The following is a 22647-nucleotide window of genomic DNA, read 5'->3' as shown; positions in this document are numbered from 1 at the left end:
AGGGAGATGGCCGAGATGAGCGACGCGTGGGCAAGGGTTGAACAGGCGAATACCGCGCGCCTCACGGACCTCTTTGCAGCCGAGCCGGATCGCCTTTCTCGGCTCACGGTTGACGAAGGTGGTATCCGCTTCGATTTTTCTAAAACGCATCTCACGCAGGATGTTCTGTCGGCGTTCGAAGCGCTCGCTGACGAAATGCAGTTTGATCGGGCGCGCGACGCCCTGTTCGCTGGCGAAAAAGTGAATGTGACCGAAGGGCGGGCCGTCGAGCATAGTGCCGAGCGCGGTCACGGCGCGCCGGAAAGCGTCGAACGCGCGCAGGCGCTCCATGCGCGGATGCGGAGCCTGATCGATGCGATCGAGGCGGGCGCCTTCGGGCCGATCCGCCACATCCTCCACATCGGCATCGGCGGCTCGGCGCTTGGCCCGGATTTCTTGGTCGATGCGCTGGGTCGGGATGAGAGCCGCTATGACGTGGCCGTCGTGTCCAACGTCGATGGCGCCGCGTTGGAAGAGGCGCTGCGGCGTTTCGACCCCTCGGCCACCCTTGTCGCGATTGCGTCGAAGACCTTCACGACGACCGAGACGATGCTGAATGCCCGCTCGGCGCTCGCCTGGCTGGAGGAGCACGGCGTCGCCGACCCCTTCGGGCGGGTCGTCGCGCTGACCGCTAATCCCGAAAAGGCCATTGAGTTCGGCGTCGATGAAACGCGCATTCTGCCTTTTTCCGAAAGCGTCGGGGGGCGTTATTCGCTCTGGTCGTCCATCGGCTTCCCCGCCGCGCTGGCGCTCGGGTGGGATGCTTTTGAAAGCCTGCTGGAAGGCGCATCGGCGATGGACCGCCATTTCCGCACCGCGCCGCTCCGCGGAAATGCGCCGGTAATCGCCGCCTTTGCGGACCGCTATTACGCCAATGTGCGCGACTGCCAAACCCGTGCCGTCTTCGCCTATGACGAACGGCTGCGGTTGCTCGCCCCCTATCTCCAGCAGCTGGAAATGGAATCGAATGGGAAAAGCGTGACGGTGAGCGGCCAGCCGGTCGGCCGTGCCACATCGCTCATCACCTGGGGTGGTGTCGGCACCGACGCGCAACATGCCGTATTTCAGCTTCTTCATCAGGGCACGCATCTCGTGCCCGTCGAGTTCGTCGCCGCGATCGAACCCGAACATGGGCTGGAGTTCGATCATCACCGACAATTGCTGGTCAATTGTTTCGCACAAGGGGCGGCGCTGATGGAGGGCAAGCAGTCGGACGATCCGGCGCGGTCTTATCCGGGCGACCGGCCCTCGACGACCATCCTGCTCGACAGCGTCGATCCCCGCACGCTTGGCGCGCTCATCGCCTTTTACGAGCAGCGGACGTTCGTGAATGCCGTCCTGCTCGGCATCAATGCCTTCGATCAGTTCGGCGTGGAGCTTGGCAAGGAAATGGCAAAGGCGATCGACAGCGGCGGGCTGGAGTTCGATCCATCCACCCAGGCGCTGATCGAACGGGCGTTTGGAGAAAATCAGTAACCGTTATTGCGAGCGTAGCGAAGCAATCCACCTCCTAAGTCTGGATTGCTTCGCTACGCTCGCAATGACGATGAAGGAGCGACCATGACCCAGTACGATTACGACCTCTTCGTCATTGGCGCCGGATCGGGCGGTGTTCGCGCTTCACGTGTCGCGGCGGCGCATGGCGCGAAGGTGGCGGTGGCCGAAGAGCATCGTGTCGGCGGCACCTGCGTCATCCGGGGCTGCGTCCCCAAGAAAATGCTCGTCTATGGCGCCCACTTTGCCGAGGACGTGATGGATGCCGCACGCTTTGGCTGGCATATCAAAGAGTGCAAGTTCGACTGGCCGGTGCTGCGCGACAATGTCGCCGCCGACGTCAGCCGGATCGAGGGGCTCTACACACAGACGCTGGAAAGCAACCAGGTCGAAATCTTCCACGAACGCGCCACCATTAGCGGCCCCAATGAAGTCAGGCTGGCGAGCGGCCGCATGATCAGCGCGAGCAAGATCCTGATCGCGACCGGCGCCTGGCCGGCCATCCCGCCGATCGAGGGCTGCGAACATGGCATCACGTCGAACGAGGTGTTCGGCCTCGACAAGATACCCGAGCGGATCGTGATCGCGGGCGGCGGCTATATCGCCAACGAATTTGCCGGCATCTTCCACGAGTTCGGAAGCAAGGTGACGCTCGTCAATCGCAGCGACAAGATATTGCGTCAATATGACGCGCAGATCCGCGACCGCCTGCTCCAGATCTCGACGATGAACGGGATCGAATTCCTCTTCCACAACGAATTCACGAAGATTGAGAAGATGGAGGATGGGCGCTTGCGCATCCACATGTCCAGTCACGATCCGATCGAGGCGGACACGCTGCTCTTTGCCACCGGTCGGGCCCCGCACACCAAGGGTCTTGGGCTGGAAAAAGCGGGCGTCGAAGTCGACAAGAACGGCGCCGTGGTCGTGGACGACGTGAACCGCACGACCTGCCCGTCCATCTTTGCGGTGGGCGACGTGACGAACCGGGTGCAATTGACGCCGATCGCGATCCGCGAGGGACAGGCATTCGCCGACACCTTCTTCGGCAACAAGCCGACAAAGGTCGACTATAGCTGCATCCCGTCCGCCGTGTTCAGTCACCCCCCGCTCGCGGGCGTCGGCCTCACCGAAAGCGAGGCGCGCAATACGCTCGGGTCGGTGAAGATCTTCACGTCCGATTTCCGCCCGATGAAGAATGTCCTGGCCGGGCGCAACGAGCGGGCGCTCTACAAATTGGTGGTGAACGGCGACACGGACGTGGTGGTCGGCATCCACATGATCGGCCCGGATGCGCCCGAGATTTTGCAGGCCGCTGCCATCGCGGTGAAAGCCAAATTGAAGAAGAGCCAGTTTGACGAAGTGGTCGCCCTTCATCCGAGCATGGCGGAAGAATTGGTGTTGATGAAATAAGGCGCCAATCTCTCCGCGCACCCCGTTCGTCCTGAGCTTGTCGAAGGACTGCCTTTCCCCTTAGGGAGGGGAAAGGAAAACAGGGCTTCGACAAGCTTAGTCCGAACGGTCTTGGAGAGAAGGCATGAGCCAGGAAGGCTATCAATCCGGCGGCTTCGGCAGCCATTTCGCGACGGAGGCCGTTCCCGGCGCCCTTCCCGAAGGCCGCAACTCGCCGCAGAGGCCCGCCTTTGGGCTTTATGCCGAACAGCTCTCCGGCACCGCCTTCACCGCGCCGCGTCACGAGAACCGCCGCTCCTGGCTCTACCGGATGCGGCCAAGCGCCGAGCATCCGCCCTATCGCCGCTATGAAGGCGCTAAGCTTTTTGCGCCCGGCATCGTAAAGGAGCCGGTTGCGCCAAACCGCCTGCGCTGGAATCCGATCGATGTGCCCTCGGAGCCGACCGACCTCATCGATGGCATGACGACCATGATGGCCAATCGCGATCCGGCCGATCTGACCGGCGTCGCGGTGCATATCTATGCCGCGAACAAGGACATGCAGCATCGCTGCTTCTTCAATGCCGATGGCGAAATGCTCTTCATCCCTGAGCAGGGGCGGCTGACGCTCTATACCGAAATGGGCCGCATCGACATCGCGCCGGGCGAGATCGCATTGGTGCCGCGCGGCGTTCGATTCCGGGCCGCGCTGCCGGATGGGAAGGCGCGGGGATATGTGGCGGAAAATCATGGCGCCCTGTTTCGCTTGCCCGACCTTGGCCCGATCGGCTCCAACGGCCTTGCCAATCCCCGCGATTTCCAGACGCCGCATGCGCAATATGAGGATGCGGAGGGCGAGGTCGAGCTGATCCAGAAATATATGGGCAGCCTGTGGACGACGACGCTCGATCATAGCCCGCTCGACGTGGTCGCCTGGCATGGCAACCTTGCGCCGTGGAAATATGATCTGTCGAAATTCAACACGATCGGCACGGTGAGCTACGATCACCCCGATCCGTCGATCTTCACGGTGCTGACCAGCCCATCGGAAACGCCGGGCCGGGCGAATGCCGATTTCGTCATCTTCCCGCCGCGCTGGATGGTGGCCGAAGACACGTTCCGCCCGCCATGGTTCCACCGCAACGTCATGAGCGAGTGCATGGGCCTGATCCACGGCGCCTATGACGCCAAGGCCGACGGCTTCGCGCCCGGTGCGATGAGCCTGCACAATCTGATGGCTGGCCACGGCCCTGACGTCGCGAGTTGGAAGGGCGCGAGCGAGGCGGAACTGAAGCCGCACAAGATTGAGGGCACTATGGCCTTCATGGTTGAAAGTTGCTGGCCCTACGTCCCAACCCGCTTCGCGCTGGAAACGGACAAGCTGCAGGGCGACTATGATGAAGCCTGGGGCGGCTTTCCGAAGGCGCAGCTTCCTTGACCCACCCCGTTCGCTTCGAGCGAAGTCGAGAAGTGTCTGCGAGATCCCACGTGCCTCGACTTCGCTCGACACGAACGGTGATGGGGCGGCGAGGTAAATGACCGACATCCTCATCATCGGCGCGGGGCATAACGCCCTCGTCTGCGCTTATTATCTCGCGTCGAAGGGGCTGAAGGTCACGATGCTTGAGCGGCGCCACGTCGTGGGGGGCGCGGCAGTGACCGAGGAGTTCGCACCCGGCTACCGCAACTCGACGGCGAGCTACACGGTAAGCCTCCTCAACCCCAAGGTCATCCGCGACATGCGGCTTTACGACCACGGCCTGAAGGTGGTGCTCCGGAAGGTCGACAATTTCCTGCCGACCTTCGGCAAAGACTATCTGCTCGCAGGCCGGGACGGCCTGACCCGGCGCGAGATCGCGCGTCATTCGGAAAAGGACGCGATCGCTTATGACGCTTATTCCGCCTCGCTCGAAAAGGTGGTCCGCATCCTGCAGGACTGGCTGCTCCGCGCGCCGCCCAATGTCGGAGGCGGGCTGGCCGATATCCTCGCGCTTCTCAAGCTCGGCAACGGCGTGCGCGGCATGGGCCTTGAGGATCAACGCCACCTCTTCGATTTCTTCACCAAGAGTGCGAGCGATATCCTCAATCGGTTTTTCGAGACGGACATCGTCAAAGCCCTGTTCGGCTTCGACGCGGTCGTCGGCAATTATGCCAGCCCTGACACGCCCGGCTCAGCCTATGTCCTGCTCCACCATCTGTTCGGCGAGGCGGCGGGCGTGCCAGGAGCCTGGGGCCATGCGATTGGAGGCATGGGCGCGATCACGCAGGCTATGGCGAAGGCGGCGGAGGAAAAGGGCGTCGAAATCGTTCTCGACATGGCCGTTGACGAGATCATCGTGGAACAGGGAAGGGCTATCGGCGCGGTCGCGGGAGGGAAGGCCTATCGCGCCAAGGCGCTCGTGGCGGGCGTGCATCCCAAATTGCTTTTTGAGAAGCTCGTGCCCGCAGGCGCCGTCGCTCCGGAGATTGGGCGCCGCATGTCAGGTTGGGCAAGCGAGTCGGCGACATTCCGGATGAACGTCGCGCTTTCCGAACTGCCGCGCTTCACCAGCCTGCTAGAACCTGGCGATCATCTCACCGCCGGGATCATCATGGCGCCCTCGCTGGAATATATGGACCGCGCTTTCATCGATGCGAAGCGGGATGGCTGGTCGAAACAGCCGATTATCGAGATGTTGATCCCCTCGACGCTGGACGACAGCCTTGCGCCGGAGGGGAAGCATGTGGCGAGCCTCTTCTGCCAGCACTTTCCTTACAAAGTGCCCGGCGGCTGGGAGGCGCGCCGAGAAGAGGTCGCGGACCACATCATCGACACGGTCGACGACTATGCACCGGGTTTCAAGGCTTCCGTCGTCGGGCGGTTGGCCTTGTCTCCGCTGGATCTGGAACGGCGGTTCAACCTGATCGGCGGGGATATTTTTCACGGCAAGATGGGCCTCGATCAGCTTTTTTCAGCCCGCCCGATGCTTGGCCATGCCGATTATCGGATGCCGCTCCCCGGCCTCTATCTCTGCGGTTCGGGCGCGCATCCGGGCGGTGGTGTGACTGGGGCGCCGGGGCACAATGCGGCGCAGGCGGTGCTGAAAGACTGGACGCGGTTGCGCTGATCCAAAAACCCGTTCGTGCTGAGTAGGGACTGAGCTCGGCGAACGTCCGTATCGAAGCGTTTCGCGCGGGCCCCTGTGATACGCCGTTTCGACAAGCTCAACGGCTACTCAGGACGAACGGAAAGCGGAGAGGTTGCGCCTCTAAACGCGCTTGAGCCATAAGCGCAGGAACACTGGAGAATGACATGAAAACCCGCGCCGCTATTGCCGTTGCCCCGAACAAGCCGCTCGAAATCCACGAGGTCGACCTTGAAGGACCGAAGGCAGGTGAGGTGTTGGTTGAGATTATGGCGACGGGCATCTGCCATACCGACGCCTATACGTTGGAAGGCAAGGACAGTGAGGGCATCTTCCCCTCGATCCTTGGCCATGAAGGCGCTGGGATCGTGCGCGAAGTCGGGCCGGGCGTCGCGTCGGTAAAGGTCGGCGATCACGTCATCCCGCTCTACACGCCTGAATGTCGCCAGTGTAAGTCGTGCCTTTCCCAGAAGACCAACCTCTGCACCTCGATCCGTGCGACGCAGGGACGCGGGCTGATGCCGGACGGGACGAGCCGCTTCCGCCTCGGGAACGAGACCATCTATCACTATATGGGCTGCTCGACTTTCTCGAACTTCACCGTAATGCCGGAGATTGCGGTGGCGAAGGTTCGCCCCGACGCTCCGTTCGACAAGATTTGCTATATCGGCTGCGGTGTAACCACCGGCGTCGGCGCGGTGATCTGGACGGCAGGCGTGGAGCCGGGCGCCAACGTCGTCGTGTTCGGCCTTGGCGGGATCGGCCTCAACGTCATTCAGGGCGCGAAACTGGTCGGCGCGGACAAGATTATCGGCGTCGACATCAATCCTTCGAAGCGTGCCATGGCCGAAACCTTCGGCATGACCCATTTCATCAATCCGCGCGATGTCGGCAACGATAAGGTCGTGCAGGCGATCCTCGATGTGACCGACGGCGGCGCGGACTATAGCTTTGACTGCACCGGCAATACGGACGTGATGCGTCAGGCGCTCGAATGCTGCCACCGCGGCTGGGGAGAAAGCGTCATCATCGGCGTTGCCGAGGCGGGCCGGGAAATCTCCACGCGACCTTTCCAACTCGTCACCGGCCGCGTCTGGAAAGGATCGGCCTTTGGCGGCGCGCGCGGGCGGACGGATGTTCCGAAGATCGTCGATTGGTATATGGACGGCAAAATTTCCATCGACCCGCTCATCACCCACACGATGCCGCTCGACGACATCAACAAGGCGTTCGATCTGATGCACCAGGGCGAGAGCATCCGCAGCGTCGTGGTCTACTAAGTCCGATGGCCGCCGCCGATCCCTATATTCTCACCTTCACCGCGGAGGACCGGACGGGGATCGTCGCGGCGGTCAGCGGCTTCCTGGCGGAACGCGACGGTTTCATTCTCGACAGTCAGCAATATGCCGACACGGAAACCGGGCGCTTCTTCATGCGCGTCGCGTTTCGGGGCGCTGGCCCGCGCTTTCCGGACGGGCTTGGCGAGTTGAAGGAGGTCTTCGCGCCGGTCGCGGAGCAGTCGGGATTTGACTGGACAATGGTGTCGGCGGTCGACCGACTGAAGACCGTGATCGCGGTGTCAAAGGCCAGCCATTGCCTCAACGATCTGCTCCACCGCTGGTCGACGGGCAGCCTGCCGATCGACATCGTGGCGGTGGTGTCCAATCACGAAAACTGCCGTGCCCTGACCGAATGGCATGGATTGTCGTTCCATCACCTCCCTGTGGGAGCAGACAATCGCGAGGCGCAGGAGGCCGCAATCCTCGACGTGATGGATGGCACCGGCGCGGAATTGCTCGTTCTTGCCCGCTACATGCAAGTCCTCTCTTCCAACCTTGCGGCGCGGCTGGAGGGGCGGTGCATCAACATCCACCATAGCTTCCTGCCGGGGTTCAAGGGCGCGCGGCCTTATCACCGGGCCCATGATCGCGGCGTGAAGCTGATCGGTGCCACCGCCCATTATGTCACCGCCGATTTGGACGAAGGACCGATCATCGAACAGGCGGTGGAGCGCGTCGATCACCGAGCGAGCGTCGAGGATCTCGTCCGCATCGGTCGCGACGTCGAAGCGCAGGTGCTGGCCCGCGCCGTCGGCTGGGCGGCGGAGCGGCGCATTTTGATGAATGGCGGCAAGACGGTGATCTTCCGGTGAGGCGCGCGCGTGCGGGACGTTGTGATCCTTCGACCCACTCGCTAGGGCTGGGCTTGTCGAAGTCCGGTCCGGCACATGCTCACGCCCTTCGACAGGCTCAGGGCTAGCGGAGGTGTGATGTGACTTTGGATACTCTCTGCACCAACAAGGCCCATGGCGGCACCCAAAGCGTGTACCGGCATACGAGCCGCGCGACGGGCACGGACATGACGTTCAGCGTCTTTCTCCCGCCACAGGCCGTCGGGGGGGCGAAGTGCCCCATCGTCTGGTATCTTTCGGGCCTTACCTGCACTCATGCAAACGTGACGGAGAAGGGCGAATATCGCCGCGCCTGCGCCGAACTTGGCCTAATCTTCGTTGCGCCCGATACATCTCCGCGCGGCGCGGAGGTTCCGGACGACGAAGCCTATGATTTCGGCCAGGGCGCAGGCTTCTATGTCGATGCGACGGAAGAACCCTTTGCCGCTAATTACCGGATGTATTCCTACATCGTGGACGAGCTTCCGGCACTGATCGCGGCGAACTTCCCGGCGGATATGGCGCGGCAGGGCATTACCGGCCACTCCATGGGCGGCCATGGTGCGCTCACCATCGGCCTTCGCAATCCGGATCGTTTCAAAAGCGTCTCGGCCTTCGCGCCGATCGTCGCGCCGGGGCAGGTGCCGTGGGGCGAGAAGGCGCTGGGCCGCTATCTTGGGGATGATCGCGCGATCTGGCGGCGTCACGATGCGGTGGCGCTGATCGAGGATGGAGCGCGTGTGCCAGCTTTGCTTGTCGATCAGGGCGATGCCGACACCTTCCTCTCCGATCAGCTTAAGCCGCATTTGCTGGAGACCGCTTGCCGCGACGCGGGGATCGCGCTCACCCTCCGGATGCAGGAAGGTTATGACCACAGCTATTATTTCATCTCCACCTTCATGGAGGATCATCTGCGCTGGCATAGGGAAAGGCTGATCGGGTGAGAGCGGCCTGCTTTCTCTCCCTGTGCCGTCATGCTGGACTTTTTTCAGTATCCATGCCGGAGACATCTGGACAGGTGGACAGATGGACCCTGAAACGAGTTCAGGGTGACCACGGGGCTGGGGAAAGGGCATGAGTGACCTCCTCAACCTTCTCGTCCAGACGGCGCTCGAGGCGGGCGCGGAGATCGAGGCGATTTACGGCGCGGGTTGCGCGGCGGAGATCAAGGAGGACGGCTCCCCCGTTACCGAGGCGGACCGGAAGGCCGAGGCGATCATTCTCGCGCGCCTTGCAGCCGCTTATCCCGATATCCCTATCCTGGCGGAGGAGGAGGCCTGCGCGGGCCGCATCCCGGTGCTCGGCAGCCGCTTCTTCTGTGTCGATCCCCTGGATGGCACCAAGGGCTTCGTCCAACGCAATGGGGAGTTTACGGTCAACATTGCCCTGATCGATGATGGCGCGCCGGTCGCAGGGGTTGTCTACGCGCCTGACAGTCACGCTTTATTCTATGGGGCAAAGGGTGAGGGAGCGTTCCGCCAGCGCGAGGGTTCGGCTCTGCAGCCCATTCGCACCCGCAAGCCTCCGGCTGAGGGCCTCGTCGCGATCGGCAGCCGCAACCACCCCAAGCAGGAAACAGAATGCTGGCTCGCGGCGCATGGCATTACGGAACTCCTGCCGTCGGGATCCTCGCTCAAATTCTGCCTGATCGCGGAAGGCGCGGCGGATGTCTATCCGCGCCATGGACCGACGATGGAATGGGATACGGCGGCGGGCCAGGCGGTGCTTGAGGCGGCGGGAGGCCGCGTCGTCGTGCTCGACGGCGATTGCGAGGGCGGGCCGCTCCGTTATGGGAAGGTGGAGGCGGGATTCCTCAATTCGAATTTCGTCGCATGGGGAGTTTAAGGGGAAAACATGACGAAGACGATATTGAAGGCTTTGGCGCTCGGCACGGCGCTTGCGGGGAGCGCCGGTGCATCGGCTCAAACGCGCACAGACGAGACGGCGTTGATGTCCAACGATCCGGACACGCGACAATTCCAGGACGAATATGGATTTTCCGACGCGGTGATCGCGGGCGATCTCATCTTCCTGTCGGGCATCGTGGCTGGCAGCCCGGGCCGCGATCTCGAAAAATCATATGACAGCGCCTACAAGTTGATCGGTGAGATCTTGAACCGGGCTGGCGCCAGCTATGACGACATCGTCGACATCAACTCTTTTCACGTGGACGTGAAGGCAGAGATCGGCGCCTTGTCCAAGGTGCAGAAGAAATATCTGAAATCGCCTTATCCCGCTTGGACCGCGATCGATGTCGATCGGCTGCTACCCGACAATGCGCTGACTGAAATCAAGATCGTGGCGCGCAAGCCTGCGGCGAAATAGTCACGCGGCGGACGGCATAGTCGCTGCCAATGCGGTCTTCAAAGCTGACAAGGTTTAGGCGTTCGCACGCGCATCCTGTCAGCTTTGTCAGTTTTCGCCTGCTCTTTGTGGGCGTCGTTCCGAGTTCGCTTACAAGGAGAAAGAGCGACAGCGACATTATCATGGCCGCGGCCGTGTAGGAAAATGGTTTGGCGGAACCGGTGTGAGATCAGATGATCGGGTGCCGTTCCCAATTGCACTTGTCGACCCGGCCAGTCATCCGGCCGTAAAGGCCGCGGATCGTCTTGCTTCCCGTCTCGATGAACAGGAAGGGCAGCAGCGCGTGGATCATGCAGGCGAGGCCGCCGAGCATCATCTTGAGACCAAAGCCGCCCGCATGGACGAGGTGCTGCGAATAGCTTTCGCCAACTTCCGTAGGGTGCTTGGTGAAGAGATTGTCGGCCATGGCCGGATTATGCCTTCATCACACCGAAGCGTCCACCCCGCGCTTGTCGGATGGCGGTTTTACCCTTTAGTGCGGGCGGCAAGATCAAAGGGATCAGAGAGGAACGATCATGAAACTCGACAGCAATATTGCCGCCGTCGTCACCGGCGCCGCATCCGGCCTTGGCGAGGCGACGGCCCGCGCGCTCGCCGCCAAGGGCGTGAAGGTCGCCGTGTTTGATCGCGATGCCGAAAAGGGCGAAAAGATCGCGACGGAAATCGGCGGTATCTTTTGCCAGGTTGACGTCACCTCCGACGAAGCGGTCAATGCCGGGTTTGAAAAGGCCCGCGCGGCACATGGGCAGGAGCGCATTCTCGTCAATTGCGCGGGTGTCGCCAATGCCGTGAAGACGGTGGGCCGCGACAAGGAAACGGGCGCGGTCAATCGTTACCCGATCCACCAGTTCGAGCTTGCCATCCAGATCAACCTCATTGGCACCTTCCGCATGATCGCCGCGTCGGCCGCGGGCATGGCGGACCTTGAGCCGATGGAAGATGGCGAGAAGGGCCTCATCATCAACACCGCGTCGGTCGCCGCGCAGGACGGGCAGATCGGCCAGGCGGCCTATTCGGCGTCCAAGGCCGGCGTGCTCGGCATGGCGCTGCCGATTGCCCGCGACCTCATGAACGAAGGCATTCGCGTCAACACGATCCTGCCGGGCGTGTTCAAGACGCCGATGGTCGCGATGATGCCGCAGAATGTGCAGGACGCATTGGGTGCGCAGGTGCCGTTTCCCAAGCGCCTGGGTCAGGCTGAAGAATATGCGCGGCTTGCGGTGTTCATGGCGGAAAATGTATATTTGAATGCGGAATATGTGCGCCTTGACGGCGGCATCCGCATGGCGCCGCGTTGATTGCGGCAGGGAGGCGAAGAATGAAAAAATATGCCCTTGCGCTCATCCTGACCGCTGGTTGTCTGGCACCCGCCGGTGCTGCCGAAGCCCAGGCCGCTGCACCCAGTGTCGGGCGGCTGCAGGCTAAATTGGCCGAATATTTCAAACCCTCGCGCGACATCCTGCTCTACAATTGGCGCGGAACGGGCGAGGGGAAGGACGATTGGGGCATGTCGCGCAAGATATCGGGCGCGCGCACGACCAAGCGGTGCGTCACCGTTCTGGATGCTTCGATCATCGTCGAAAAATACAACACCAATCCGGTCGGCTATTACGGAATCGATTGGGCCTATCTAGAGGTCGAGAAGCGCGAGGGCAGGTCCATCTTCTTCTATGCTAGCCACATGGCGGACGATGAATATGGCCGGCTCGATCTCGAAACGGAGGCGGAAGCCCAAGATATCGAGGCGACGTTCCGGACGCTTTCGGCGGAGTGCCGTAAGCCTTAACGGGCAGGGGGAGATTAGGCCCTCCTCGATGTTTCGAGGCCTCACCTAGCCCCAGCATCACCCCTCCCCAACCCCTCCCCATCGAGGGGAGGGGCTTAAAGGCGACGAGCGAGGGTTATGTGTTCCGTCGACCTTCGATGAGGTTGTCGACGAGGCCGGGATCGGCGAGGGTTGAGGTGTCGCCCAAGTTTCCGAATTCATTCTCCGCAATCTTACGCAGGATGCGGCGCATGATCTCGCCCGAGCGGGTCTTGGGGAGAGCGGGGGTGAAGTGGAGGATGTCGGGCGTCGCGATCGGGCCGATTTCCTGGCGGACGAGTTGCTTGAGCTCAGCTTCTAGCGCATCGCTTGCTTCCTCACCCGCGATGAGGGTGACATAGCAATAGATGCCTTGGCCCTTGATGTCGTGCGGATAGCCGACGACGGCGGCTTCGGCGACCTTGGAGTGAAGGACGAGGGCTGATTCCACCTCCGCCGTGCCGAGGCGGTGACCTGAGACGTTCAGGACATCGTCCACCCGGCCGGTGATCCAATAATAGCTGTCCTCGTCGCGGCGGCAGCCGTCGCCGGTAAAATATTTGCCCTTATAGGCCGAGAAATAGGTCTGCACGAAGCGGTCGTGGTCGCCATATACTGTGCGCATCTGCCCCGGCCAGCTGCGGGCGATGCAGAGGTTTCCGGAGGCCGCGCCGTCCAGCACCTTGCCGTCCGCATCGACCAGTTCGGGCAGGATGCCGAAAAAGGGGAGGCCCGCCGATCCCGGCTTCATGTTGTGCGCGCCCGGCAGGGTGGTGATCATGATGCCGCCCGTTTCGGTCTGCCACCAGGTGTCGATTACCGGGCATTGCGCGTCACCCACCGTGTCGTAATACCAGCGCCATGCCTCCGGATTGATCGGCTCGCCCACCGTGCCGAGCAGGCGGAGGGAGGAGCGGTCATGCTTCTTCACCGGTTCCGCACCGTCGCGCATCAGGGCGCGGATCGCGGTGGGGGCGGTGTAGAAGATGTTGACCTTATGCCGTTCCACCATGTCCCAGTTCCGGCTAACGTCGGGGTAGTTGGGAACGCCTTCGAACATCAAAGTCGTCGCGCCGTTCGCGAGCGGGCCGTAGACGACGTAGGAGTGGCCCGTTACCCAGCCCACATCCGCCGTGCACCAGAAAAGCTCGCCTTCCCGGTAGTCGAACACATAGTGAAAGGTCGTCGCGGTCCACACCGCATAGCCGCCGGTGGTGTGGAGCACGCCTTTCGGTTTTCCCGTCGAGCCCGACGTGTAGAGGATGAAGAGCGGGTCTTCGGCATTCATCGGCTCGCAGGGGCAGTCGTCAGGCACATTGGCGCCCAATGTGTCGTACCAATGGTCGCGCCCGTCTTTCATCGCCACGGCGTTGCCGGTGTGGCGGACGACGATGACGGCTTCGACGCTGCTTCCTTCCAGTGCCTCGTCCACATTGGCTTTCAAGGGCACATGCTTGCCGCCGCGCATGCCGCCGTCGGCGGTGACAACGAAACGGCTGGCGCAATCGTCGATCCGGCCGCGCAGGGCATCGGGTGAGAAGCCGCCGAACACCACCGAATGGACCGCGCCGATCCGCGCGCAGGCGAGCATCGCGACCGCCGCCTCCGGGATCATCGGCATATAGAGAGTGACACGGTCGCCCTTCGTGGCGCCCAGCTCCTTCAGGCAATTGGCCATGCGGACAACGTCGGCATAGAGATCGGCGTAGGTCACGATGCGCGTGACCCCGGGCTCGTCGGCCTCCCACAGGATCGCGATCTGATCGGCCCGCGCTTCGAGGTGCCGGTCGACGCAGTTGAAGCAGAGGTTCAGCACGCCGTCCTCAAACCACTTGATGTCCACCGGGTCATAAGACCAGCCCGCAATCCTGCTTGGAAAACGGTCCCAGTCGATCCGCCGCGCCTGTTCAGCCCAAAAGCCGTTCGGATCGGCGATGGAACGATTATGGAGGTCCGAATATTGTTGCGCCGTGCAATGGGTGTTCGTGACCGCGTCTTGGGGAGGAGGAAGAGTATCGTCCATCTGAACCTCTTTTACCGGAGCGTCAGCCTAGACTAGCCGCTGGAAAGGCGAAGTCACCCCCGGTTCAGGCCGTCCGCTCTAGGGCACGATTGACCGGAGCATTGCCCCGGTTATTTGCTTTTTCGGGGCAGGAAGCGTAACCGCCCGCCCTTCCGGAGAGTCGAATGATTGCTGCGATCTTGTCGAAGCCATATCCGCGTATCCCGGAAATTCGCCGGGACCATTGGTGGAGCTCCCTGATGCTCGCCGTGGCGGTCGCGCTTTACCTGGTCGCGGGGCTCAGCGTCACGGGCATAGGCGTATCCGACGAGCGTGCCTTGGCCCAGGTGCCGCAGGCGCAGCCGAACACCTTTCGCCCACTGCCAAAGCAGGATGCGCTGACGCTGAACGCCGCCATGCCGGCAGCCGAGGGCCTGGTTCCGGCCGCGCGGCCGTTCAAGCTTCTCGCCCGGTCGGCAGCGGATCGCGAACGGTCCCTCGACTGCCTGACGTCGGCCATTTATTATGAAGCGGCGACGGAGCCGACGGACGGCCAGCGCGCCGTGGCGCAGGTCGTCCTCAACCGTGTCCGCCACCCCGCTTATCCAAGTAGCGTCTGCGGCGTGGTCTATCAGGGCTATGAGCGGGCTACCGGCTGTCAATTTACCTTTACCTGCGACGGGTCGCTGACCCGGGCGCCAATGGCGTCCTATTGGAGCCGGGCGCGCGAAGTCGCGAAGGCAGCGCTCAATGGCTATGTCCACGCGCCTGTCGGCTGGGCGACGCATTATCACACCAATTATGTCGTGCCTTATTGGAGCAGCAGCCTGGTGAAGCTCGGCACTATCGGCACGCACATTTTCTACCGCTGGTCGGGAGGATGGGGACAGCCCGCGGCCTTTACGAGCCGCTATGCGGGTATCGAACCAGATGTCGCGGGGATCGCACGCAACCTCGCGCCGATGAAGTTTGCGACGTTCAACGCACAATTGGCGGACGAGCCGGTGAGCTCCGTCGACAAGGCTGCGCAGCAGGCTGCGCTCGCCGCCGTTGCTGCCAATCCAGATATAGCTCTGAAGGCCGGTACAGGCGTGCCGGAAGGGCCGCGCGCAGTGATCCGCCGCTATGAGCCGGTTTCCCGCGAAGCCACGGGCTTGATCGCAACCACCGGACGCAAGGCGGAGGACGGCGTCCCCGCCAGCCTGCGCTGGGCGATGACGGGCGAGGATAAGGGGTCGGGCGAAGCGCTTGGAAAGAAGGCTGAGGCGGACGGGCCGCCTGCTGCGGCGCCGACGAAGTAGCGATTTTTCTGCCGGTCGGGCTGAGCCGGTCGAAGCCTTGCCTTATATTTTGTTTGAGTGATGAAGGAGAGGGCAGGCCTTCGGCAAGCTCAGGCCGAACGATGTGGGGGCGGACCTCGAACTTTCGCCATCGGTACACCATATCCTCCGCATGATCCCGTTTTCAGTCCTCGATCTCGCCCCTATCGTTGAAGGGGGTGATGCCTCCCAATCCTTTGCCAACTCGCTGGACCTCGCGCAGCATGCGGAGCGCTGGGGCTATAAGCGCTTCTGGATGGCCGAGCATCACAGCATGCCGGGCGTCGCGAGCGCGGCGACTGCGGTGATCCTTGCCCATGTCGCGGCGGGCACTTCGACCATCCGCTTTGGGGCAGGCGGAGTGATGCTGCCCAATCATTCGCCGCTCGTCATCGCCGAGCAATTCGGGACGCTGGCGGCGCTCCATCCCGGCCGGATCGATCTTGGCCTTGGCCGGGCGCCGGGGACCGATCAGGCGGCGGCCTATGCGCTTCGCCGCAATCTCGACAGCGATGCAAACCAATTCCCCCGCGATGTCGTTGAACTGCAGCGTTATTTCGACGCGCCGGAGCCTGGCCAGCGTGTTCGCGCCATTCCAGGCGAAGGCCTGAAGGTGCCGATCTGGATCCTGGGATCGAGTCTTTTCGGCGCACAGCTCGCCGCCGCTCTTGGCCTACCCTACGCCTTCGCCTCGCATTTCGCGCCGGGGCTGATGGAGGAAGCAGTCGCCATCTATCGCCGCGACTTCAAGCCTTCGGAGCAGCTCGACCGGCCCTATGTGATGCTCGGCTACAATGTCTTCGCGGCCAATACGGACGAGGAGGCGCATTTCCTTGCCTCTTCCATGCAGCAGGCCTTCGTCGCGCTACGCACCGGCCAGCCCACGCCGCTTCCGCGCCCGGTTGAAAATTATCTCGAGACGCTGCCGCCGCAATATCGCGCGATGCTCGATCAGGTGTTGTCCTGCACCGCCATCGGTTCAACGGATACGATTGCGGCGCGCATGCGGGACTTTGTCGATCGGACCGGCGCTGACGAACTCATGATCACATCGCAAATCCACGATCACAAAGCGCGTCTGCGCTCCTTCGAAATCGCCGCTTCTGTCCGTTGAGGGTTGGATCGGGGGCGATTCCTGCTAACGGGAAGATGAACTTTCTAGGGTGATTGAATGCGTATCACGATGATCGGGACGGGCTATGTCGGCCTGGTGTCGGGGGCCTGTTTTTCGGATTTCGGCCATGACGTTGTGTGCGTGGACAAGGATCAGGGGAAGATCGATGCGCTGCATCGCGGCGTGATGCCGATCTTCGAGCCGGGCCTCGACCAGCTTGTCGAGCGCAATGTGAAGGCCGGGCGCCTGTCCTTCACCACCGATCTAAAAGAGGGTGTGAAGGATGCCGAGGCGATCTTCATCGCGGTCGGCACGCCCTCGCGCCGGGGCGATGGCCATGCGGACCTGTCCTATGTGTTCGGCGCCGCGCGGGAGATTGCCGAAGCGCTGACCGGTCCTGCGGTTATCGTCACGAAATCGACGGTGCCGGTCGGCACGGGAGACGAAGTCGAACGGATCTTGCGCGAAGTGCGCCCCGACGCGAAAGCCTATGTCGTCTCCAATCCCGAATTCCTGCGCGAAGGCGCGGCGATCGAGGATTTCAAGCGGCCCGACCGCATCGTCGTCGGCAGCGATGAAGAGGATGCGTGCGAGATCATGCGCGAGGTTTATCGCCCGCTCTATCTCAACAAGTCGCCGCTTCTCTTCACCAGCCGCCGCACGGCCGAGCTGATCAAATATGCGGCCAATGCCTTTCTCGCGACCAAGATCACCTTCATCAACGAGATTGCCGACCTGTGCGAAGTGGTCGGCGCGGACGTGCAGGACGTGTCGCGCGGCATCGGCCTCGACAACCGCATCGGCGACAAGTTCCTGCACGCGGGGCCGGGCTATGGCGGCTCCTGCTTCCCCAAGGATACTTTGGCACTTTTGAAGACGGCCGAAGATTATCAGACGCCGCTGCGCATCGTGGAATCGGTCGTGTCGGTAAACGATGCCCGCAAGCGTGCCATGGGCCGTAAAGTCATCCAGGCTCTGGGCGGCGATGCGCGGGGCAAGACGGTCGCTTTGCTGGGGCTCACTTTCAAGCCCAATACGGATGACATGCGCGACGCGCCGTCCATCGCCATCGTTCAGGCGCTGCAGGATGCGGGCGCCACCGTGCGGGCCTGCGATCCGGAAGGCGTCGAGCAGGCGAGGGCCGTGCTCAAGAACGTCGATTTCGCGAGCGGCGCTTATGAAGCGGCACAAGGCGCCGACGCCGTCGTCCTCGTCACCGAATGGAATGCCTTTCGCGCGCTCGACTTAAAACGCCTTGCCTCCGACATGGCCCAGCCCATCTTCGTCGATCTGCGCAATGTTTATCCGCGCCACGAGATCGAAAGCGCGGGTTTCCAGTGGCATGGGGTCGGGAAACCGTCCTGAAGGCAACCGTTTCGGTTCCGGGCCGTTCCTTGCTCATCTAACAGGGAGTGATGAGATGAAGCCTGTGCTTTTCGGCGCCGCGGCGCTTTCGATGACGATGCTTGGCGCGTGTGCGCGGACGGACATGGCGCCCGCGCCCGTTCCCGCGCCGGGCCCATCCATGGTGAGCGCCAACCTCATGGACGCGAACGGCCGCGCTATGGGCACGGCGAGCGTCACCCAGGTGGGCGACAGCCTGCGCGTTGCGATTGACGGCATGAACCTTTCGCCGGGCGCCCATGGGGTCCATATCCATCAGGTCGGCCTCTGCACGCCGCCGGGCTTCGAGAGTGCCGGGCCGCATTGGAACCCGACCAATCATCAGCATGGCAAAGACAATCCGGCCGGCATGCATAAGGGTGACTTGCCGAACGTCCTGATCGGCGCGGACGGTCGCGGTTTGATCGAATATACGGTACCGATGGCAAGCCTTGCCAATCTGATGGATGCGGACGGCGCGTCGATAGTGGTTCACGCGACAGCGGACGATTACCGCACCGATCCTTCGGGCAATAGCGGCGGCCGCATTGCGTGCGGGGTATTGCGGTAAGCCATTTCCCTTCAGCGCTAATTCCCTCACCCGCTAGGGCTGAGCTTGTCGAAGCCCGTTCCAGCTGGAACCGTCCTTCGACAGGCTCAGGACTAGCGGGGCAGGATTAGTAAATTGGGTTGGAAGGAATGACAGTTTCGGTTCTTTTCGTCTGCCTCGGCAATATCTGCCGCTCACCGCTTGCTGAAGCCGCGTTTCGGGACGAGGCGCAGCGGGCTGGGCTTGCGGTGACGGTGGATTCGGCGGGTACGGGCGACTGGCATATCGGCCATCCGCCCGATCGCCGTGCGCAGGCCGTAGCGCAGCGCAACGGCGTCGATATTTCCGGCCTCCGCGCGCGTCAGGTGCTGGCGGCGGACTTCCATGCCTTTGACCATATCGTCGCGCTGGATGCTCAGAATTTGCGGGATCTCACCGCCCTTGCGCCTGTAAATGCGACGGCGCGGCTGTCGCTGCTCCTCGATCATGTCGAGGGGCGGGCAGGGGAAGCGGTCGCCGATCCATATTATGGCGAGGATACGGGCTTCGACATCACCTGGGCCGATGTCGTGGCGGGTGCCAAGGGTCTTGCCCAGAGGATTGCGGCCGAACGGTGAGCGCCTTTGTCGCCCGCGTCGCCGCGCTGGCGGGCGTGGCAGAGGACAGGCTTCAGCGCCTTCATGGCGGCGATCTGTCCGAAGTGCTGATGATCCCGGGCGGTCTCGTGGCGAAAGGCGGCCCGGCTGTTCCGACCGAGGCCGCCATGCTCCGCGCCCTCCATGCGGCCGGAGCGCCCGCGCCGGGAATCGAGGGGGAATATCAGGACGTCCTGCTTCTCCAGCATATCGACAATGACGGCGTGATGAGCCCGCGCGCATGGGGGGATATCGGCCGGGCGCTTCGTGACCTCCACGACCATCGCGGCGAGACTTATGGCTGGCCCGCCAATTACCGGCTGGGAACGGTGGAGCTCGACAATCGCGAGAATGGTGACTGGCCAGCTTTCTGGGGCGAACAGAGGCTGGCCCATACGGCAGCGATCCTCGACCGGCCGTGGCGGGAGCGGGTGGCCGCACTCCTCCCGCGCCTCGTCGATCTCCTTCCGCCCAGCCCGCTTGCCGCCTTGCTTCATGGCGATTTGTGGGGCGGCAACATCCTGGTGAAGGACGGCGCGCTTGCCGCCTTCATCGATCCGGCCTGCTATTACGGCCATGTCGAGGTGGACCTTGCCATGCTCCACCTGTTCGACGCGCCGCCCGAGGATTTCCATGAGGCCTATGGGCCGCTGGAGCCGGGATGGGAGGAAAGGCGGCTGGCCTATCAGCTGTTTCCCGCCCTCGTGCATTTCCGGTTGTTCGGCGCGACTTATGCGCCGATGGTGGACCGGCTGTTGAGCGCCTTAGGGGTTTAGCGGATAAGTCTCGGCGATCCGGTAGATCGGGCCGCTGGGCGTCAGGTGGCTTTCGAAAAGGTGGAAGGCGCTGACGGTGAAGGGCAGCGAGCTGAGGCCGCCTTCCGCCGCCAACATCCCGCCGACCGGCCCGGAGGAGCGGTTGAGCCGCGCCAGCGTGATATGGGGATGATAGGCGCGGCCTTCGGGCGAGAGCCCTGCGCGTTGACAGGCCTGATCGACTTTTCTGTGAAGATCACTCAGGGCTTCGCGCGGGTTCACGCCTGCCCATAAGGCCGTGGGTTCGCCGCGCCGGTCGAAGGTGCCGAGGCCTGCCAATGCGATGTCGAACGGGGCCTGTCGGACCCCGGAAAGGGCGGCGTGAATGTCGTCCGCTTGGCGCCCGTCCACTTCGCCGATGAAACGGAGGGTGAGGTGAATTTGCTCATCACTTTGCCAGCGGGCGCCGGAAACGCCGCCCATGATGTCGAGCAATTGGCTCCTGATCGAAGCGGGCGGGCGGATGGCGACGAAAAGCCGGTGCATGGGGGGAATTTACTCCTCCCGTCACGTCATTCCAGTGAAAGCTGGAATCCCTGAAAGGAAGCGTGCCGAGACTCCGGCCTTCGCCGGCGTGACGTTCCGAGAAAGCTCAATGTCCGGTTTTCCTTGAAAGCGCGGCGAATCCCTACGATATTGTATCTCAACGGCCCCTTTCGCCGTGAAGGAGAGATATCGAAGATGGCAAATTGGTCTGACCCGCGAGCGACCGCGTCGCCGCAGCCGGGTACGCTCGGCAGGGAGAGCGTGGCCCAGGACGCGGGCCTGCGATCCTACATGCTTTCTGTCTATAACTACATGACGTCCGGCGTTTTGCTGACTGGTATCGTCGCACTGCTGTTCGCCAATTCGGAGTTCGGGCGTAATATCCTGATCAACGGCGGCGGGCTGCGCTACCTGATCATGTTCGCGCCGCTGGCCTTTGTGATGGTCCTGAGCTTCGGGATCAACCGCCTGTCGACCGGCGCCGCGCAGGCCCTGTTCTGGGCATTCGCTGTCGTCATGGGCATTTCGCTCTCGTCGATCTTCCTGGTCTTCACCGGCCAGTCGATCGCGACCACCTTCTTCGCGACGGCTGCGGCCTTTGCGAGCCTTAGCCTGTGGGGTTATACCACGAAGAAGGATCTGTCGGGCTTCGGCACCTTCCTCGTCATGGGCGTGTTCGGCTTGCTCATCGCGATGCTGATCAACATCTTCGTCCAGTCGACGGCCTTCCAGATGGCGATCAGCTTCATCGGCGTGCTGCTCTTCGCTGGCCTGACGGCTTATGACACGCAGCGCATCAAGAGCATGTATTTCTACGTGCAGGGAACCGACATGATCGGCAAATCGGCGATCATGGGCGCGTTGAGCCTGTATCTGGACTTCGTGAATATGTTCACGTTCCTGCTCCAGTTCATGGGCAGCCGCGACTAAGCGGTTTGTGCGGAATTGAATTAAAGAGGCCCGGTGGCGACACCGGGCCTCTTTTTGTGCTCGCGTCATCCCGGCGGAAGCCGGGATCTGGTGACTAAGAGGGTGCAGGCTGGTCCTGAGGCCCCGGCTTTCGCCGGGGTGACGTGTTAGGTGAGATGGCGTTTGAAGAAGCCGACCGCCTCGCCCCAGGCCTTGTCCGCAGCCGCCTTGTTATACCGCTCGGCCGACGTATCGTTGTGGAAGGCGTGGTTGACGTCTGGATAGGTGATAGCGGTGACGCTGTGGCTGCTCTTCTTCAGGGCTTCCGCCCATGGGAGTGCGGTGGCGTTGACGCGCTGGTCGAGGCCGGCGAGCAGCAGGAGGAGGGGTGCCTTCACTCGCGCGGCCTGCGAGGGATCGGGCGCGCTGCCGTAGAAGGAGACGCCTGCGTCGAGCTTGTCGCCTGCCGCCACCGCGAGGCGGTTGACGAAAGCGCCGCCCCAGCAGAAGCCGACCGCGCCGACCTTTCCATTGGCATGATCCAATGTTCGGAGATGATCGGTAAGGGCGACCGCGCTCGCAACGCTTTCCTCAAGATTGAGCTTGCCGATCTCCTCCCGTGCCTTGTCCTCATTCGTGGGCGTGCCGCCGAGTGGGGTGAGGAAATCGGGCGCGACCGCGAAATAGCCCGCTAGCGCGACGCGGCGCGTGACATCCTCGATATGCGCATTGAGCCCGCGATTTTCGTGGATGACGATGACGGAGCCGATCTTCTTGCCCGCCGCCGTGCGCGGGACCGCGATATAGCCGTTCAAGGCGCCCTGCTGCTGGCCGAGAGGGCCGCGCTTCGTGATGAGCCGGGGATCGTCGACGGGGACGATGGCCGCCGCCGCCGGGCTCGCGGCGATGGAGGCGATGAGGGCATTAGCCGCCGCGACGCCGCCCGCGAGCTTCGTCATATCGGCCATGAAGGCGCGCCGGCCCATGCTGCCGTGGGTGAAGCGATCGTAGAGGTCGATAGCGGTTTGTCGCGTGCGGGCGTCCAT

The 22647-nt window shown here is 62.7% G+C and carries 22 protein-coding genes; 18 read left to right on the top strand and 4 right to left on the bottom strand.

Annotation, left to right across the window (positions count from 1 at the left end):
- The first annotated feature begins 15 nt into the window (after positions 1-15).
- The 9 genes from pgi (at position 16) to C7I56_RS07530 (ending at position 10545) form a co-directional block, all read left to right on the top strand.
- Entirely contained in the window at positions 16-1515 is a 1500-nt protein-coding gene (gene pgi / locus C7I56_RS07570) for a glucose-6-phosphate isomerase (protein ID WP_106640205.1), read from the top strand.
- Positions 1516-1599: 84 nt separating this feature from the next.
- The gene (gene gorA / locus C7I56_RS07565; protein WP_106639982.1) at positions 1600-2946 is read left to right on the top strand and encodes a glutathione-disulfide reductase; all 1347 of its coding nucleotides are present in this window, start codon (positions 1600-1602) and stop codon (positions 2944-2946) included.
- Positions 2947-3070: 124 nt separating this feature from the next.
- Positions 3071-4363: a homogentisate 1,2-dioxygenase gene (hmgA, locus tag C7I56_RS07560; RefSeq protein WP_106639981.1), complete on the top strand. Its 1293-nt coding sequence runs from the start codon at positions 3071-3073 to the stop codon at positions 4361-4363.
- A gap of 97 nt (positions 4364-4460) precedes the next feature.
- Positions 4461-6032: a phytoene desaturase family protein gene (locus tag C7I56_RS07555; RefSeq protein WP_106639980.1), complete on the top strand. Its 1572-nt coding sequence runs from the start codon at positions 4461-4463 to the stop codon at positions 6030-6032.
- A gap of 185 nt (positions 6033-6217) precedes the next feature.
- On the top strand, positions 6218-7330 hold the full coding sequence (locus C7I56_RS07550) for an S-(hydroxymethyl)glutathione dehydrogenase/class III alcohol dehydrogenase (RefSeq protein ID WP_106639978.1): 1113 nt from the start codon (positions 6218-6220) through the stop codon (positions 7328-7330).
- Between the two features lie 5 nt (positions 7331-7335).
- Positions 7336-8202, top strand: a complete 867-nt coding sequence (gene purU / locus C7I56_RS07545) for a formyltetrahydrofolate deformylase (RefSeq protein WP_106639976.1) — start codon at positions 7336-7338, stop codon at positions 8200-8202.
- A 125-nt stretch (positions 8203-8327) separates the two neighbouring features.
- Positions 8328-9164, top strand: coding sequence for an S-formylglutathione hydrolase (fghA, locus tag C7I56_RS07540; protein WP_199792370.1), 837 nt, complete (start codon positions 8328-8330; stop codon positions 9162-9164).
- 130 nt (positions 9165-9294) lie between these two features.
- A complete protein-coding gene (cysQ, locus tag C7I56_RS07535) occupies positions 9295-10065 on the top strand; it encodes a 3'(2'),5'-bisphosphate nucleotidase CysQ (RefSeq protein WP_106639972.1) in 771 nt (256 codons plus the stop codon).
- 9 nt (positions 10066-10074) lie between these two features.
- Positions 10075-10545 (top strand): Rid family hydrolase, encoded by a 471-nt coding sequence (locus C7I56_RS07530; protein WP_106639970.1) that lies wholly within the window; start codon positions 10075-10077, stop codon positions 10543-10545.
- Between the two features lie 208 nt (positions 10546-10753).
- Here the strand turns inward: C7I56_RS07530 and C7I56_RS07525 are convergent, their stop codons facing one another.
- Entirely contained in the window at positions 10754-10990 is a 237-nt protein-coding gene (locus C7I56_RS07525) for a DUF6356 family protein (protein WP_106639968.1), read from the bottom strand.
- A gap of 109 nt (positions 10991-11099) precedes the next feature.
- Between C7I56_RS07525 and C7I56_RS07520 the strand changes: the two genes are divergently transcribed.
- Both C7I56_RS07520 and C7I56_RS07515 read left to right on the top strand, forming a co-directional pair.
- Entirely contained in the window at positions 11100-11882 is a 783-nt protein-coding gene (locus tag C7I56_RS07520) for an SDR family NAD(P)-dependent oxidoreductase (protein ID WP_106639966.1), read from the top strand.
- A gap of 20 nt (positions 11883-11902) precedes the next feature.
- Positions 11903-12370, top strand: coding sequence for a hypothetical protein (locus C7I56_RS07515; RefSeq protein WP_106639964.1), 468 nt, complete (start codon positions 11903-11905; stop codon positions 12368-12370).
- A 115-nt stretch (positions 12371-12485) separates the two neighbouring features.
- Here the strand turns inward: C7I56_RS07515 and acs are convergent, their stop codons facing one another.
- On the bottom strand, positions 12486-14411 hold the full coding sequence (gene acs / locus C7I56_RS07510; RefSeq protein WP_106639962.1) for an acetate--CoA ligase: 1926 nt from the start codon (positions 14409-14411) through the stop codon (positions 12486-12488).
- Between the two features lie 164 nt (positions 14412-14575).
- On the opposite strand from acs, the gene C7I56_RS07505 reads away from it, so the two are divergent.
- The 6 genes from C7I56_RS07505 to C7I56_RS07480 all read left to right on the top strand — a co-directional run bounded on the left by C7I56_RS07505 (position 14576) and on the right by C7I56_RS07480 (position 20167).
- A complete protein-coding gene (locus C7I56_RS07505) occupies positions 14576-15691 on the top strand; it encodes a cell wall hydrolase (protein WP_106639960.1) in 1116 nt (371 codons plus the stop codon).
- A 151-nt stretch (positions 15692-15842) separates the two neighbouring features.
- A complete protein-coding gene (locus C7I56_RS07500; protein WP_106639958.1) occupies positions 15843-16823 on the top strand; it encodes an LLM class flavin-dependent oxidoreductase in 981 nt (326 codons plus the stop codon).
- Positions 16824-16880: 57 nt separating this feature from the next.
- A complete protein-coding gene (locus tag C7I56_RS07495; RefSeq protein WP_106639956.1) occupies positions 16881-18188 on the top strand; it encodes a UDP-glucose dehydrogenase family protein in 1308 nt (435 codons plus the stop codon).
- Between the two features lie 55 nt (positions 18189-18243).
- Positions 18244-18777: a superoxide dismutase family protein gene (locus C7I56_RS07490; RefSeq protein ID WP_245409628.1), complete on the top strand. Its 534-nt coding sequence runs from the start codon at positions 18244-18246 to the stop codon at positions 18775-18777.
- 128 nt (positions 18778-18905) lie between these two features.
- Entirely contained in the window at positions 18906-19373 is a 468-nt protein-coding gene (locus tag C7I56_RS07485; protein ID WP_106639954.1) for a low molecular weight protein-tyrosine-phosphatase, read from the top strand.
- Positions 19370-20167, top strand: a complete 798-nt coding sequence (locus tag C7I56_RS07480) for a fructosamine kinase family protein (RefSeq protein ID WP_199792358.1) — start codon at positions 19370-19372, stop codon at positions 20165-20167. The genes C7I56_RS07485 and C7I56_RS07480 overlap by 4 nt, the downstream gene beginning before the upstream one ends.
- Here C7I56_RS07480 and thpR read toward each other — a convergent pair.
- On the bottom strand, positions 20156-20692 hold the full coding sequence (gene thpR / locus C7I56_RS07475) for an RNA 2',3'-cyclic phosphodiesterase (protein ID WP_106639953.1): 537 nt from the start codon (positions 20690-20692) through the stop codon (positions 20156-20158). The two genes, C7I56_RS07480 and thpR, sit on opposite strands and share 12 nt — an antisense overlap.
- Positions 20693-20887: 195 nt before the next feature.
- Here thpR and C7I56_RS07470 point away from each other — a divergent pair, with 195 nt between their 5' ends.
- On the top strand, positions 20888-21622 hold the full coding sequence (locus C7I56_RS07470) for a Bax inhibitor-1/YccA family protein (RefSeq protein WP_106639951.1): 735 nt from the start codon (positions 20888-20890) through the stop codon (positions 21620-21622).
- A 146-nt stretch (positions 21623-21768) separates the two neighbouring features.
- On the opposite strand, the gene C7I56_RS07465 is transcribed toward C7I56_RS07470, so the two are convergent.
- Entirely contained in the window at positions 21769-22647 is an 879-nt protein-coding gene (locus C7I56_RS07465) for a dienelactone hydrolase family protein (protein WP_106639949.1), read from the bottom strand.

The organism is Allosphingosinicella vermicomposti, assembly GCF_003012815.1.
GTDB lineage: Bacteria > Pseudomonadota > Alphaproteobacteria > Sphingomonadales > Sphingomonadaceae > Allosphingosinicella > Allosphingosinicella vermicomposti.
Note: the sequence above shows the minus strand (reverse complement) of the source record. Positions and strands in the feature narration are given on the sequence as shown.

Excerpts from the sequence above, each read along its gene's own strand:
- pgi (WP_106640205.1), top strand. The coding sequence starts at position 16 with ATGAGCGACGCGTGGGCAAGGGTTGAACAGGCGAATACCGCGCGCCTC.
- gorA (WP_106639982.1), top strand. The coding sequence starts at position 1,600 with ATGACCCAGTACGATTACGACCTCTTCGTCATTGGCGCCGGATCGGGC.
- hmgA (WP_106639981.1), top strand. The coding sequence starts at position 3,071 with ATGAGCCAGGAAGGCTATCAATCCGGCGGCTTCGGCAGCCATTTCGCG.
- C7I56_RS07555 (WP_106639980.1), top strand. The coding sequence starts at position 4,461 with ATGACCGACATCCTCATCATCGGCGCGGGGCATAACGCCCTCGTCTGC.
- C7I56_RS07550 (WP_106639978.1), top strand. The coding sequence starts at position 6,218 with ATGAAAACCCGCGCCGCTATTGCCGTTGCCCCGAACAAGCCGCTCGAA.
- purU (WP_106639976.1), top strand. The coding sequence starts at position 7,336 with ATGGCCGCCGCCGATCCCTATATTCTCACCTTCACCGCGGAGGACCGG.
- cysQ (WP_106639972.1), top strand. The coding sequence starts at position 9,295 with ATGAGTGACCTCCTCAACCTTCTCGTCCAGACGGCGCTCGAGGCGGGC.
- C7I56_RS07530 (WP_106639970.1), top strand. The coding sequence starts at position 10,075 with ATGACGAAGACGATATTGAAGGCTTTGGCGCTCGGCACGGCGCTTGCG.
- C7I56_RS07525 (WP_106639968.1), bottom strand. The coding sequence starts at position 10,990 with ATGGCCGACAATCTCTTCACCAAGCACCCTACGGAAGTTGGCGAAAGC.
- C7I56_RS07520 (WP_106639966.1), top strand. The coding sequence starts at position 11,100 with ATGAAACTCGACAGCAATATTGCCGCCGTCGTCACCGGCGCCGCATCC.
- C7I56_RS07515 (WP_106639964.1), top strand. The coding sequence starts at position 11,903 with ATGAAAAAATATGCCCTTGCGCTCATCCTGACCGCTGGTTGTCTGGCA.
- acs (WP_106639962.1), bottom strand. The coding sequence starts at position 14,411 with ATGGACGATACTCTTCCTCCTCCCCAAGACGCGGTCACGAACACCCAT.
- C7I56_RS07505 (WP_106639960.1), top strand. The coding sequence starts at position 14,576 with ATGATTGCTGCGATCTTGTCGAAGCCATATCCGCGTATCCCGGAAATT.
- C7I56_RS07500 (WP_106639958.1), top strand. The coding sequence starts at position 15,843 with ATGATCCCGTTTTCAGTCCTCGATCTCGCCCCTATCGTTGAAGGGGGT.
- C7I56_RS07495 (WP_106639956.1), top strand. The coding sequence starts at position 16,881 with ATGCGTATCACGATGATCGGGACGGGCTATGTCGGCCTGGTGTCGGGG.
- C7I56_RS07490 (WP_245409628.1), top strand. The coding sequence starts at position 18,244 with ATGAAGCCTGTGCTTTTCGGCGCCGCGGCGCTTTCGATGACGATGCTT.
- C7I56_RS07485 (WP_106639954.1), top strand. The coding sequence starts at position 18,906 with ATGACAGTTTCGGTTCTTTTCGTCTGCCTCGGCAATATCTGCCGCTCA.
- thpR (WP_106639953.1), bottom strand. The coding sequence starts at position 20,692 with ATGCACCGGCTTTTCGTCGCCATCCGCCCGCCCGCTTCGATCAGGAGC.
- C7I56_RS07470 (WP_106639951.1), top strand. The coding sequence starts at position 20,888 with ATGGCAAATTGGTCTGACCCGCGAGCGACCGCGTCGCCGCAGCCGGGT.
- C7I56_RS07465 (WP_106639949.1), bottom strand. The coding sequence starts at position 22,647 with ATGGACGCCCGCACGCGACAAACCGCTATCGACCTCTACGATCGCTTC.